This is a genomic window from Pelagimonas varians, assembly GCF_003208435.1.
Taxonomy (GTDB): domain Bacteria; phylum Pseudomonadota; class Alphaproteobacteria; order Rhodobacterales; family Rhodobacteraceae; genus Pelagimonas; species Pelagimonas varians.
Genome location: NZ_QKMF01000003.1, coordinates 79955 through 92683, shown reverse-complemented (window position 1 = coordinate 92683; position 12729 = coordinate 79955). Strand labels below are relative to the sequence as shown.

The following is a 12729-nucleotide window of genomic DNA, read 5'->3' as shown; positions in this document are numbered from 1 at the left end:
TTTGATCGAGATGCCGCATGCGCACCCCTCAGGCCCCCTTGGCAAAGGCGCAGATGTTCGGATCCTTTGAGATCCGGGCAATGGATGGGCGCGATCTAACCCCGCGCAAGAGCGCCAAAGCGCAAGGGCTACTCTGTCTACTGCTTTTGGCACCGGACATGTCCTTGTCGCGCGAAAGCATCATCGACAAGCTTTGGAGCAACCGACAGTCCGTCCAAGCCGCGCGGAGCCTCAAAAATGAAATCTATACAATACGTCAAAGCCTCAAAGAACTAAGGGACCTGATCCAGTCGGACCGCAATTTCGTTGGCTTGAACAACGGTGCCATCCTGCGCGACATTGATGCGCCGGGATTTTCGCCGCCGGATGGCAGTATCTTGTTCGAAAGCAACACCATACGTGATCCGGTGTTTCTGGAATGGCTGGAAGAAGAACGGAGCGGCGGGGCCGGAAAACAGGCGCAGACCCCTGCTCCTTTCTTGTTTCTGGACACCCGAAACAGCCCGGAAAGTTTTCACAATGACGCCATGGCCAGCGCATTCGGCCAAAGTCTGGCTGATTGGTGCGCCATCCGCATCGTATCCTCCAAAGATCAAACGCCAGATTTCGAAGACGCCGAGGATGACAGATCAGCGTTTTGGCTGCGCAGTTCCTCTGTAGCCAGCCAAACTCAAACCGCGACACATCTCCAAATGTCGCGGCTGTCGGATAAGCGGATGCTTTGGCATCGCAGTGATGTTTTGCCCAGTGACCCTGCGGATCTACTACAGACCCATCAGATGCACCGCCTGATCAACACCGGTGTAGACCGCACAGTCTTTAACCCTGCCCCTGCCGACAAGACCTCGCGTGAATTGCGCTATTTGGAACGCGGGGCTCTGGGGGCCATCCGGTTAATTTTCCGAAATCAAAACAAAGATTTGGAGCTTGCCCGCCATCAGCTAGCCGTCAACCATGAGGCCCAACCAAGCGGTTTGTATCTGGCGTGGTCGGCCTATATTCTGGCGTTTTTCAAAGGCGAGCGGTTGATCGCCCAAGAAGCCCTGTGCGATGAGGCCGAAGATCTGGCCCGCCGAGCGCTTGAGCTCGACCCCTATAATTCAATGGTCTTGGCGCTGACATCCTACATCTACACGTACCTTTTGGATGACCCGCACTATGGGCTGGAACTGTCATCGCGCGCTATTGAGGTCAATCGGTCAAACCCCTTGGCTTGGAGCTTTCGCGCCGCTGCGCTTTATACCTCGGGGCATATGAAAGAGGCGTTGGGCGCTGCGCAGTTTGCAAAATCGATCGCCGGAGACGGGCCATATCGGTATGCAGTCGAAACCTTTTATTGCATCGCCGCTGCGAAATCCCATTCGATAGATGAGGCCATTCGCGCGGGCGAAGCTGCCTTTCGCCTGAAACCCGATTTCAAGGCCCCGTTGCGCTACCTTACCTTGCTATACGCGTACAAAGGTGAATCCAAAAAGCTGGACAAACTGATCACCCATATGCAACTGACGGAACCGGATTTTTCCCTCAGCACTTTGATCCACAACAATAATTACCCGTCTGAAATCCTGCGCAGCACACAGATCGCAAACGAACTTTTGGCAAGTGGCACCTAACAATGCAAAACACCGCCCCCACAAGGGACGGTGCGTTTTTTCCAAGCCAACGATTGCACTCAAATCACAGGCAACCTTCGAACAGCGCCTTGAGGTTGTCCGTGGTCAGGGTAACCGGGTTGCCACCGCAGGATGGATCTTCAAGCGCCATCGCCACCAGTTCATCGATCCGATCCGCTGTAACGCCCATTTCAGACAGGGCGCGCGGAATACCAAAGCTGTCGTTGAATTCCTGCACGAAGGCACGGAACCCATCATAGCCGCCCTCAATCCCGAGATAGCTGGCTGCCAAATCAAAACGATCCCGGATGAGCGGTTCATTCAAGTCCAAAACAACAGGCATACAAACGGCATTGGTGGTGCCGTGATGGGTGCCGAAGACAGCGCCAATCGGGTGGCTCATCGCATGAATAGCGCCAAGACCCTTTTGAAAAGCCGTGGCCCCCATGGCGGCGGCGCTCATCATGTTGGCGCGCGCATCAATGTCGTTTCCATCCGCATAGGCACGCGGAAGATTGTCGATCACCAGTTTCATGCCTTCCAGCGCAATACCTTGGCTCATCGGGTGATAGTGCGGGCTGCTGAATGCCTCAACACAATGGGCAAAGGCGTCAAGCCCGGTGCCCGCGGTGATGAATTTTGGCATTCCAACGGTCAGCTCGGGATCACAAATCACAACCGCAGGCAGCACCTTGGGGTGAAAGATGATCTTCTTCACATGGGTTTCGGAATTGGTGATGACACTGGCGCGGCCAACTTCTGATCCCGTCCCAGCGGTTGTCGGCACAGCCACAATCGGTGCGATGGCATCCGCATCCGCGCGGGTCCACCAATCCCCAATGTCTTCGTAGTCCCAGACCGGACGTGTTTGACCAGCCATAAAGGCAACCATCTTGCCCAGATCAAGCCCCGACCCGCCGCCAAACGCGATCACACCGTCGTGGCCACCTGCCTTGTAGGCCTCAACACCTGCCTCAAGGTTTTTCTCATTTGGATTGGGGTCAACTTCGGAAAATACGCCGCGTCCAAGGCCCGCTGCCTCCATGATGTCCAGCGCTGCGGCCGTGATCGGCAAGCCGGCCAGTCCTTTGTCTGTCACCAACAACGGCTTTTTCATCCCGGCCTGTGCGCAGGCTTCGGGCAGTTCCTTGATCCGGCCAGCGCCGAACTTGATTGCGGTCGGATAGGACCAGTTTCCAACAAGGCTCATGCTTGGGTCACCTTCTTTAGATGGTAGGATTTTGGCCGGGTAAGGTTGTGAAAGCCGATCACAGACAGCCCTCCGCCCCGCCCGGTATTCTTGCATCCGGTCCAACACAGGCCGGGATCAAGATAATCGGCGCGGTTCATGAACACTGTTCCGGTTTCGATCTGATCCCCGACACGCATGGCACGGTCCAGATCTTGGGTCCACAGGCTGGCTGTCAAACCGAATTCACTGTCATTCATCAAAGCAATGGCTTCGGCATCTGAAGACACCTTCATAATGCCAACCACGGGCCCAAAGCTCTCGTCGCGCATCACCCGCATATCATGGGTGACGTTGGTCAAAATTTGCGGCGTTAAATAAGCCCCGCCATCATCTTCGGCGAACGGCGCGATATGCGCAGTTGCCCCGGCCTCAATCGCTTCTGAAATCTGCGCGCGCACTTCGGCGGCAAAGCGCACATTCGCCATTGGGCCCAGCGTCGTCGCCTCATCCATCGGATGGCCCAACTTGTAGCCGCTGACAATGGCCACGGCCTTTTCCACAAATGCGTCAAACAGGCTTTCATGCACATAAATGCGTTCAATCCCGCAACAACACTGGCCAGAGTTGAACATCGCCCCGTCGATCAGCGTATCAACCGCCGCATCCAGATCTGCGTCTTCCATGACATAGCCCGGATCTTTGCCGCCTAGCTCGGTCCCGACACCCGTAAAGGTTCCCGCCGCAGCGCGTTCCATCGCCTGACCGCCACCGACAGAGCCGGTGAAATTCACGAAATCAAAAGCATTTTCCGCAATCAGCGCCGAAGTCACGTCATGCCCAAGGAAGAGGTTCGCAAAAACATCTTCAGGAACACCAGCAGAATGGAATGCTTGCGCCATCCGCTCACCCACCAGCAAGGTTTGCGTCGCATGTTTCAACGCCACCACATTGCCCGCGATCAGGGCCGGAGCAACCGTGTTGATCGCCGTCATATAAGGATAGTTCCAAGGCGCGACGACAAATACAACGCCATGCGGAACCCGCTTGATATAGCGCTTGAACGTCTCATCCTCACCAACTTCGACATTGGCCAAGGACTCTGCGGCGATGGATGCCATATGGCTGGCCCGTTCATTGAACCCGCCGAATTCGCCGCCATATCGCACGGGGCGCCCCATCATATGCGCCAATTCCGGTACGATTTCATCGTTCATTGCGCCCACGGCCGCAACGCCGGCCATGACCAAATCAACACGTTCTTGCAACGGCCGCGCCGCCCAAGCCGCTTGTGCCGCACGCAGCCGCGCAATCTCGGCCTGTGCAGCCTCTAGCGACAAGGCATCCCGCTGGGCAAAAACCGACCCGTCGATCGGAGAGATGCATTTCAATGTCTGGCCCATTGCCAACACTCCATGTTCAAAGAGGCACACCGGCCCCGCTCTTCATCTTGCTAAGAAAACTCCGGAGAGCGCGAGAGGCTGGCCTCTCGCTCCAACCGTTAAACGCGCTCAAACCCGCGGGCAATTTCCCAATCGGTTACAACACGGTCAAACTCTTCAATCTCCACTTCGGCCGCGCGGGCGTAATGGGTGATGACTTCATCGCCAAATGCCGTGCGCAACATGTCGGAATGCAGCAAAGCTTCACGTGCCTGACGCAGATTGACCGGGATCATCCCCGTGTCACCTGAATAGGCATCGCCAACCGTCGGCGCAGCCAGCTCAAGCCCCTCTTCAATCCCTGCAATCCCGGCGGCCAAAAGGGCAGCCATCGCCAAATAGGGGTTGATGTCCGATCCGCCGATCCGGCATTCCATCCGCACTGATTTGCTGCCTTCGCCGCATAGCCGAAAACCGGCAGTCCGGTTATCAACTGACCAGATGATCCGTGTCGGGGCGAAAGTCCCCTTCATAAACCGTTTGTAACTGTTGATGTAGGGGGCCAAAAAGTATGTGTAATCGCTCGCATATTTCAACATGCCCGCCACATAGTTCTTCATCAACGCGCTCATCCCCAACTTGTCGCTGGGGTCAAAAAATGCGTTCTTACCATCTTTCCAAAGCGATTGATGCACGTGGCTGGAAGAACCGACTTTGTCATGGCTCCACTTCGGCAGGAAACTCGCGGCATGGCCCTGCTGCCAAGCGATCTCCTTGATCGCGTGTTTGGCAATGGTGTGGTATTCCGCTGTATCCATCGCAGCGGCATATTTAATGTTTAATTCTTCCTGACCAGCTTCGGCTTCGCCCTTGGAATTCTCGATCGGAATTCCGGCGTTCCACAAGTGATTGCGCACAGGACGCATCACATGCTCTTCCTTCGTGGTCTGAAAAATGTGGTAATCTTCGTTGTAGCCGGAAATCGGCTGCAAATCGCGAAAGCCCGATTTGCGAATTTCGTCCAGACTTTTCTCGAACAAGAAAAACTCAAGCTCGGTCGCCATCATTGGCGTAAGACCCATTTCGGTCAGCCGCGCCACTTGCTTTTTCAAAATTGCGCGCGGCGAATGGGGCACCTCTTCATGTGTGTGATGGTCCAGCACATCGCAAATCACCATCACGGTGCCCTCAAGCCAAGGCACGGGGCGCAATGACGACAGGTCCGGTTTCATCACATAGTCGCCGTAACCGCTTTCCCAACTGGTCGACGCAAAACCTTCGGGTGTGGCCATTTCCAGATCAGTGGCCAAAAGGTAGTTGCAGCAATGGGTTTCTTCATAGGCACCAGCCACAAAATGTCCGGCGTGGAATCGCTTGCCCATCAGGCGGCCCTGCATGTCCACAAGACAAACAAGGACGGTGTCCACTGACCCGTCCGCAACCTGCTGCTTCAGTGTATCGAAGCTCAAAACCTGACTCATTTTCGTCATCCCAATCCAAAGAGTGCTGCGCCCCGAAAACCGGTCCGAGGCGCAGCGGAGTTATTTAGCCGTAGCGGTAAGGCCGACCGGCTTTTTGCATGTCGGCGTTGTACTTCTTGATGATCGCAACAACCTTGGCCTTTGTTTCGGACTCGGCCGCGATTTCATCCCAGAATGTCTGCGCCGCAGCTTCAACAGTTGCCCATTCTTCGTCGGGAATGGTGGTCAGCTCCATCTTGGTGCCATCAACCCGCAAAGACGCTTCGCCGCCCCAATACCACCACTGACGGTAGTAATGCGACTGATCACAGCAAACGCGGAACAGCGTTTGCAGATCTTCTGGCAGCTCGTTCCAACGATCCATATTGGCAAAGAACGATCCGGCCCAAGCACCCGAAATGTTGTTGGTGAGGAAATAGTTGGTCACGTCAGCCCAACCAACGGTGTAGTCTTCGGTGATACCCGACCACGCAACGCCGTCCAGCTCGCCGGTTTGCATCGCGACTTCGATGTCTTCCCAAGGCAGGGTCACAGGAACCACACCGAACTGGGTCAGGAAACGACCAGCTGTCGGGAAGGTGAAGATGCGCTTGCCTTTGAGGTCAGCCAGCGAATTGATCGGATCTTTGGTGGCGAAGTGGCAAGGATCCCAAGCGCCGGCGCTGATGTGCTTGACGCCAACTTTGGAATACTCTTCGTCCCAGATTTCGTTCAGACCGTATTGGTTGAACAGCACTGGCACGTCCAAAGAATAGCGTGACGCAAAGGGGAAATAGCCGCCAAAAACCGTGACATCGGTGGGCGATGCCATGGAATCGTCGTCGGACTGAACCGCGTCGATTGTGCCGCGCTGCATGGCACGGAACAATTCACCTGTAGGCACAAGCTGATCGGCGTAGAACAGTTCGATCTGCATGCGGTCGCCCGCGATTTTGTTGAACATATCAACAGCAGGCTTCACCACATGCTCGGCCAATGCGGACCCTGCATAGGTTTGCATGCGCCATTTGATGGTGCTTTGCGCCAGGGCCGGAGTTGCCAGCGGAGCCGCGGCCAGACCGGCCCCTGCGGTGGTGATAAACTTACGTCTTGTGGTCATGTTAAGTCCTCCAAGTGGGTTTATGTGAACACCCGTTAACCGGGTCTTTTGTTGTTAATTTCCGTAAACATAGTTTGGCAGCCACAGAGCAATCTGCGGGAAAAGGATCACCAGGCTCAGGGCGAAAACCATCACGAGAACAAACGGCAAGATCGATCCGTAAATGTCCTTAAGTGTGATTTCAGGCGGAGCCATGGCGCGCATCAAAAACAGGTTATAGCCAAAGGGCGGCGTCATATAGGCAATCTGGGTGGTGATCGTATAGAGCACGCCGTACCAGATCAAATCAAAGCCTAACGCCTTTACCAGCGGCACGTAAAGCGGCGCGACGATGACCAGCATAGCCGTGTCATCGAGGAAGGTGCCCATGATGATAAAACTAAGCTGCATCAAGATCAGCACGACCCAAGGATCAAGGTCCAGCCGATCGGTGAACAGGTCTTTGATCGCGTTGACCGCGCCGAGGCCATCAAACACCGCGCCAAAAGCCAGTGCGGCAAGAATGATCCACATGAACATACAGCTGATGCCAAGAGTCATGCGAACCGAATTTTCAAACACTTCGCGCGTCATCCGCCCCTTGAGAACCGCTGCGACAAAGGCCGTTATCGCCCCGATAGCCGAGCTTTCGACCAGCGACGTCCAGCCATTCACAAAGGGAACCATCATCGTTGCAAAGATAACCACCGGCAGCAGACCAGCGCGCAGCAACGCCAGCTTTTCGGCGCGCGGCATGGCGCGTTCTTCTTCGCTCAGCGCGGGCCCGAGCGACGGGTTAAAATGGCAGCGCACGACAATGTACAAGATGAACAGCGCGGCCATCATCAGGCCCGGCACAATCCCCGCAAGCCATAGCTGCCCCACCGGTTGGCGCGCAATCATCGCGTAGAGAACCAGCACCACCGAAGGCGGCACCAAGATGCCCAGCGAAGATCCCGCTTGGATCACCCCCGTCACCATCCTCTTGTCGTAGTTGCGTTTCAAAAGCTCAGGCAGGGCGATGGTCGCGCCAATTGCCATACCTGCAACGCTAAGGCCGTTCATCGCCGAAATCAGCACCATGAGGCCGATAGTGCCGATGGCAAGGCCACCGCGCAGCCCCCCCATCCAGACATGGAACATCTTGTACAGATCATCGGCAATCTTGGATTCAGACAACACATAGCCCATAAAAATGAACATCGGCAGGGTCAGCAGCGGATACCACTTCATCAGCTTCATGGCCGATGAAAATGCCAGATCATAGCCGCCGCGGTCCCCCCACAGCACCAAAGCCGCGATCACGGCCACAAAGCCGATCGCGCCAAAAACCCGCTGACCGGTCAGCAGCATCGCCATCATGGTGGCGAACATAAAGATGGCGATCATCTCATACGACATGCGGGATTTCCTCTCCGCGCAGACGCAGAATATCTTTGGCAAGTTCGGATAAGGCCTGCAACAACATCAAGGTGATGCCGGTGCACATGATCACTTTGATCGGCCAAAGGTAAGGGCGCCACGCGGTTGGACTACGCTCGCCTCCGTATTGAAAACTATACATCGTGCTGTCGATTCCGCCCCAAAGCAGAACAACCAGATAGAAGATCAAAAACAGCACTGTAACGATATCTACAGCGGCTTTGCGCCGGGTTGACCATTCACCATACAGCAAATCCATCCGCACGTTGGTGCCCATCTGGATCGAATAGGGGCCGCCCAAAATATAATAGGCCACCATGGCAAACTGGGCCATTTCCAAGGTCCACAAAGACGGGTCGAAAAACGTTTTCGAGATTGAAGACCACAGCAAAATCGCCATCATCACAAAGATCCCGTACATCGTGACCCGTCCTATGCGGTAGTTGATGGCATCCACCACCTTGATAAATTTGTGCATCGCGCTCACGGCTGCACCTCTTTCTTGGCGGCAATCAATGTGGCGGCCAGATGGTCAGCGACGGATTGCGCCTTTGGGGCAGTATCGATCAAATCGTTTCGCACTTCGATCATGACATTCAATAGCCCTTGCGCTTCGCCGTGTTTTTGCAGGCTGTAGGTCACGCCATCTGTGGCTGAATAGGGTTCGTCCAAAGCGGCCCTCATTCGGCCGCGTTTGTGTTCTTGTGCCAGACATGCCTGTGCGAAACGGTTGTCGGTATGGCTTAAATATCCCAATTCGACATGGCGCGGCGTGCCATTGTAGATCGGGGTGAAACTGTGGATCGTCACCAAAATCGCCTGCGGTCCTGCGGCATTGAGAACCCTGGAAACGGCGGCGTGAAACGGGTTGTGTATTTGCTCAAAGCGGGCTTGGCGGCAAGTATCAAGCATGTCCTGATTGCCCGGAACATCATATATTTCACTGCGCACAGGGCAGCAATCAACGGCCTCAAGCGGACGGTTGCAATCATACACAAGGCGCGAGATCTGCCCGGCCACCAGCGGTGACTGCAGCCGCGCACTTAAGCGTTTGGCCAAGTCCAAAGCCCCGATATCCCAAGCCGCATGCGACAGCTTTGCTTCGGCGCTCAGACCCAGATCATCGGCGTTGGGCGGGATAAAACGCGAGGCGTGTTCGCACACCAAAACAAACGCCCCCTGCCCCGGTTCCCCAAAGACAGCGGCGGCTGGCCAGCCCCATGTATCGACTTGTTGTTCAAAACGTGACATTGTGTAATGATCACTACAAGAGACACCTATGTGTCAAGGAAATTTCTGTAGCATTCTCTACACTCGTTAGGTTTATGACTAAAGAACCGTCAAAAATTCAAATTTCGGGCCTTGTCCTTGATCGAATACGCGACAAGCAGGCAGAGTTGACCGCTGCCGAACGTAGATTGACCGCCGTTTTGACGGATGATTCCCTTGTGGCGGGTTTGCAATCCATCACCAAACTCGCTGACAACGCCGAGGTGTCGACACCGACGATCATCCGGTTGGCACGGAAACTGGGCTATGACGGGTTCCCCGATCTGCAAAACGCGATCCGTGAGGAAATTGCCGCCCGAATGAAGGAGCCGCTGGCAAAACTGGCCCCTCCAACGGCCACAGACAACAAAGACCACATCGTGAGCCGCTTTGCCTTGGCAGTGTCACAGAACATCAATGCCACAATCAACCGGATTGATCCTGCCGAGTTCGACGCTGTTGCTCATCTGATGGCGGATCCGGTGCGCGCGCTATATGTCTTGGGCGGGCGGATCACCCGATCAAATGCGCACTACTTTTTCAATCATCTTCAGATTATCCGGCCAGGTGTGCATCTGCTTGACAGCTCACCATCGGTCTGGCCGCAGTCCTTACTGGACATGGATGAAAATGCCACGCTGATCGTGTTTGACATTCGCCGCTACGAGAAAGAATTGCAGCATCTGGCCAGCCTTGTGGTTGGTCAGGGGGCAAACATCGTGTTGTTCACCGACCAATGGGGCAGCCCGATTGAAAAATATGCGTCCTATACCTTTCGGACCTCGGTTGAAGTTCCATCGAGTTGGGACAGCACCCTTGCGATCAACTTTTTGATCGAGACGTTTGTTGCCGAAATTCAAACCTTGTACTCAAGTACAGACCGGATCACCGCACTTGAGCAAATGATCGGTGAAAGCCGGATTTTCCGAAGTAACTAGGGTTTGCGCAAAATTGAGAGTGCAGATGCGAGGGGCCAGCCCCTCGCGCTCCCCGGAGTTTTTCTGGCAAGATGAAGCACAAGAAAGTAGCGCGCTGGGTTAGAACGCTTTGAACGTCAAAGTGGTAAAGGTCCGTTCAATGCCGTCGATATCCATCAATTTGGCATTGATGTACTTTCCAACGTCCTCGTCTTCCGGAACGTAGAGCTTCATCAACAACTCATATTGGCCGCTGGTGGAATAGAGTTCGGAATGAAATTCACGCAGGGCGATTTCATCGGCGACTTTGTATGTTGTGCCGGGGCGGCACTGGATTTGAACAAAGAGACAGGTCATCAAGGTGTCCTCAGGTTACGCGCGAAACGATGTTGTATTTGGGGTCGCGCCAAATATCGTTGCCGATCACATCTTCGATGATTTCAGCGGCGGCAACCACATCCTTTTCATCAAGATAGAGCGGGGTAAAGCCGAAACGCATGATATTTGGCGCGCGAAAATCCCCAATCACGCCGCGTTCAATCAAGGCCTGCATCGCGGCGTAACCATTCTCGAATTCAAACGAGACTTGCGAGCCGCGGACATTCGGATCGCGCGGGCTGGCAAGTGTTAGCTGTGGACAGCGGGTCTCGACTTCGTGGATGAATTTTTCGGACAGGGCGATTGACGCAGCGCGCAGATCGGCCATTTCGACACCATCCCAAGCATAAAGCGCCTGTTCCAAAACAGCCAGCTGCAAGATGGGCGGTGTGCCGACACGCATCCGTTCGGTGGACATAGCGGGGCGGTAGGTCAGCTCCATCGCAAAAGGCGCATCATGCCCAAGCCAGCCGGACAGGGCTGGTTTGATGCCCTCGACGACGTCTGGCCGCACATAAATAAAGGCCGGGGCACCGGGGCCACCATTCAGGTACTTATAGCTACAGCCCACTGCAAATTCGGCGTTCGACGCCGCCATGTCGACCGGAACTGCGCCGGCCGAATGCGCCAGATCCCAGATCATCACAGCACCTGCAGCATGAGCGGCTTTGGTGATCGCCTGCATATCGTGCATCCGGCCCGAGCGGTAATCAACCTGTGTCAGCATCACTACGGCCACGTCTTTGGTGATGGCTGCAGCGACATCTTCGGGTGCGGGGGTTTGCAACTCATACCCCTTGTCGATGGTATCGATCAGACCTTGGGCCATATACAGGTCACTTGGGAAATTCCCCTTGTCCGACAAAATCACACGGCGGTCAGGGCGCATTTTCAAAGCCGCAGCCAAGGCCTGGTAGACTTTGATCGACAAGGTATCCCCAGTCGCGACAGAGCCAGCGGGCGCGCCAATCAGGTCGGCAATCTTGTTCCCGACGATCTGCGGCAACGCCATCCAACCAGCCGTGTTCCACGCCTTGATCAACTGGCCGCCCCATTCATTTTGGATCACAGAGGCCGCGCGTTCGACCGCCCCTTTGGGCAGAACGCCAAGCGAATTCCCGTCAAGGTAGATCACCCCCTCAGGGATATCGAACAGTTCTTTGCGGGGCAGTGACACACCAGTCATTGCGCCTCTCCTTTGGCTAAGAACGCCGTGGCTTCGATTTCCAACAGCGCCTCATCTTCGATCAAATCGGCAACAACCAGCATCGACATGGCAGGGAAATTGCGACCCAAAATTTTGCGGTAAGCTTGTCCAACCTCGGCTTGATGCGCCAGATAGGTTTTCTTGGATTTCACAAACCACGTCAGGCGTGTGATGTCTGCGGCCTGCCCGCCTGCGGCCTCGACCACCGCAAGAATATTGCGCAGAGTTTGCTCCATCTGGCCGATGAAGTCATGGGCTTCAAAGACTTGATCCGCGGTCCAGCCAATCTGGCCGCCCACATACAAAGTGCCGTCCGAGGCCAAGACGCCATTGGCGTATCCTTTGGCCGGGGCCCAACCTGCGGGGTGAATGATTTGATTGCTCATAGGGGCGCTCCGGTAAAGGCGTCGAGTTTCGATTTCAGTGCGTGAGACCACGGCTGTGACTGACCATTGGCATCAGTGTAAACAAGGGTGGATCGGGCTCGAAACCGCAGCTCATCCCCGCAAGTTGCCTCGATATCCAAGGTAAAGCTTTTACGACCCACCCGATTGCCCGTGAGGGTAAGGACCAGCGCATCTCCGTGGCGGCTGGGTGCATGAAAACGGGTCTGGATTTCAGCCGTCGGAATGCCCGCAGATCGCAACAACACTTCGAAGGGGTCATCCAGAACCTGATCAAAGAAGGCTTCGACACAATCGTTGATCATCTCGAAATACCGCGGGTAAAAGACAATTCCCGCAGGATCGCAATGCTTGAATAGCACCTTTTGAGGAAAGAGGAATGCCATTGC

At 55.2% G+C, this 12729-nt stretch carries 13 protein-coding genes; 2 read left to right on the top strand and 11 right to left on the bottom strand.

The features are described 5' to 3' along the window. The first annotated feature begins 17 nt into the window (after positions 1 to 17). The gene (locus C8N36_RS04785; protein WP_097804827.1) at positions 18 to 1613 is read left to right on the top strand and encodes a winged helix-turn-helix domain-containing protein; all 1596 of its coding nucleotides are present in this window, start codon (positions 18 to 20) and stop codon (positions 1611 to 1613) included. A gap of 64 nt (positions 1614 to 1677) precedes the next feature. Here C8N36_RS04785 and C8N36_RS04780 read toward each other — a convergent pair whose 3' ends face one another. The 7 genes from C8N36_RS04780 to C8N36_RS04750 all read right to left on the bottom strand — a co-directional run bounded on the left by C8N36_RS04780 (position 1678) and on the right by C8N36_RS04750 (position 9416). Further along, on the bottom strand, positions 1678 to 2823 hold the full coding sequence (locus C8N36_RS04780) for an iron-containing alcohol dehydrogenase (protein ID WP_097804828.1): 1146 nt from the start codon (positions 2821 to 2823) through the stop codon (positions 1678 to 1680). Further along, positions 2820 to 4205, bottom strand: a complete 1386-nt coding sequence (locus C8N36_RS04775; RefSeq protein WP_097804829.1) for an aldehyde dehydrogenase family protein — start codon at positions 4203 to 4205, stop codon at positions 2820 to 2822. The genes C8N36_RS04780 and C8N36_RS04775 overlap by 4 nt, the downstream gene beginning before the upstream one ends. A 98-nt stretch (positions 4206 to 4303) precedes the next feature. Then, entirely contained in the window at positions 4304 to 5665 is a 1362-nt protein-coding gene (locus C8N36_RS04770; protein WP_097804914.1) for a glutamine synthetase family protein, read from the bottom strand. 64 nt (positions 5666 to 5729) lie between these two features. Beyond that, entirely contained in the window at positions 5730 to 6764 is a 1035-nt protein-coding gene (locus tag C8N36_RS04765) for a TRAP transporter substrate-binding protein (RefSeq protein WP_097804830.1), read from the bottom strand. Positions 6765 to 6818: 54 nt separating this feature from the next. Continuing rightward, positions 6819 to 8144: a TRAP transporter large permease gene (locus C8N36_RS04760; protein ID WP_097804831.1), complete on the bottom strand. Its 1326-nt coding sequence runs from the start codon at positions 8142 to 8144 to the stop codon at positions 6819 to 6821. After that, on the bottom strand, positions 8134 to 8643 hold the full coding sequence (locus tag C8N36_RS04755; protein WP_176527089.1) for a TRAP transporter small permease subunit: 510 nt from the start codon (positions 8641 to 8643) through the stop codon (positions 8134 to 8136). Before C8N36_RS04755 ends, C8N36_RS04760 begins: the two co-directional genes overlap by 11 nt. 5 nt (positions 8644 to 8648) lie before the next feature. Beyond that, entirely contained in the window at positions 8649 to 9416 is a 768-nt protein-coding gene (locus C8N36_RS04750) for an N-formylglutamate amidohydrolase (RefSeq protein ID WP_097804833.1), read from the bottom strand. A 74-nt stretch (positions 9417 to 9490) separates the two neighbouring features. Between C8N36_RS04750 and C8N36_RS04745 the strand changes: the two genes are divergently transcribed. Beyond that, the gene (locus tag C8N36_RS04745; protein ID WP_097804834.1) at positions 9491 to 10372 is read left to right on the top strand and encodes a MurR/RpiR family transcriptional regulator; all 882 of its coding nucleotides are present in this window, start codon (positions 9491 to 9493) and stop codon (positions 10370 to 10372) included. Positions 10373 to 10471: 99 nt separating this feature from the next. Here C8N36_RS04745 and C8N36_RS04740 read toward each other — a convergent pair whose 3' ends face one another. Genes C8N36_RS04740 through C8N36_RS04725 form a run of 4 tightly spaced genes read right to left on the bottom strand, consistent with a single transcriptional unit; the run spans position 10472 to position 12726 of the window. Beyond that, positions 10472 to 10711 (bottom strand): Lrp/AsnC ligand binding domain-containing protein, encoded by a 240-nt coding sequence (locus tag C8N36_RS04740; protein WP_097804835.1) that lies wholly within the window; start codon positions 10709 to 10711, stop codon positions 10472 to 10474. 7 nt (positions 10712 to 10718) lie between these two features. Then, a complete protein-coding gene (gene kynU, locus C8N36_RS04735) occupies positions 10719 to 11915 on the bottom strand; it encodes a kynureninase (protein ID WP_097804836.1) in 1197 nt (398 codons plus the stop codon). Then, positions 11912 to 12322 carry a RidA family protein gene (locus tag C8N36_RS04730; RefSeq protein ID WP_097804837.1) on the bottom strand — a complete coding sequence of 137 codons (411 nt, stop codon included), beginning with the start codon at positions 12320 to 12322 and terminating at the stop codon, positions 11912 to 11914. Before C8N36_RS04730 ends, kynU begins: the two co-directional genes overlap by 4 nt. After that, positions 12319 to 12726, bottom strand: coding sequence for an acyl-CoA thioesterase (locus tag C8N36_RS04725; protein ID WP_097804838.1), 408 nt, complete (start codon positions 12724 to 12726; stop codon positions 12319 to 12321). The genes C8N36_RS04730 and C8N36_RS04725 overlap by 4 nt, the downstream gene beginning before the upstream one ends. Positions 12727 to 12729 lie beyond the last annotated feature (3 nt).

Bases quoted from the DNA above. Each gene is read 5' to 3' on its own strand.
- C8N36_RS04780 (WP_097804828.1), bottom strand. From the start codon at position 2,823: ATGAGCCTTGTTGGAAACTGGTCCTATCCGACCGCAATCAAGTTCGGC.
- C8N36_RS04760 (WP_097804831.1), bottom strand. From the start codon at position 8,144: ATGTCGTATGAGATGATCGCCATCTTTATGTTCGCCACCATGATGGCG.
- C8N36_RS04755 (WP_176527089.1), bottom strand. From the start codon at position 8,643: ATGCACAAATTTATCAAGGTGGTGGATGCCATCAACTACCGCATAGGA.
- C8N36_RS04770 (WP_097804914.1), bottom strand. From the start codon at position 5,665: ATGAGTCAGGTTTTGAGCTTCGATACACTGAAGCAGCAGGTTGCGGAC.
- C8N36_RS04745 (WP_097804834.1), top strand. From the start codon at position 9,491: ATGACTAAAGAACCGTCAAAAATTCAAATTTCGGGCCTTGTCCTTGAT.
- C8N36_RS04775 (WP_097804829.1), bottom strand. From the start codon at position 4,205: ATGGGCCAGACATTGAAATGCATCTCTCCGATCGACGGGTCGGTTTTT.
- C8N36_RS04750 (WP_097804833.1), bottom strand. From the start codon at position 9,416: ATGTCACGTTTTGAACAACAAGTCGATACATGGGGCTGGCCAGCCGCC.
- kynU (WP_097804836.1), bottom strand. From the start codon at position 11,915: ATGACTGGTGTGTCACTGCCCCGCAAAGAACTGTTCGATATCCCTGAG.
- C8N36_RS04765 (WP_097804830.1), bottom strand. From the start codon at position 6,764: ATGACCACAAGACGTAAGTTTATCACCACCGCAGGGGCCGGTCTGGCC.
- C8N36_RS04725 (WP_097804838.1), bottom strand. From the start codon at position 12,726: ATGGCATTCCTCTTTCCTCAAAAGGTGCTATTCAAGCATTGCGATCCT.
- C8N36_RS04730 (WP_097804837.1), bottom strand. From the start codon at position 12,322: ATGAGCAATCAAATCATTCACCCCGCAGGTTGGGCCCCGGCCAAAGGA.
- C8N36_RS04785 (WP_097804827.1), top strand. From the start codon at position 18: ATGCGCACCCCTCAGGCCCCCTTGGCAAAGGCGCAGATGTTCGGATCC.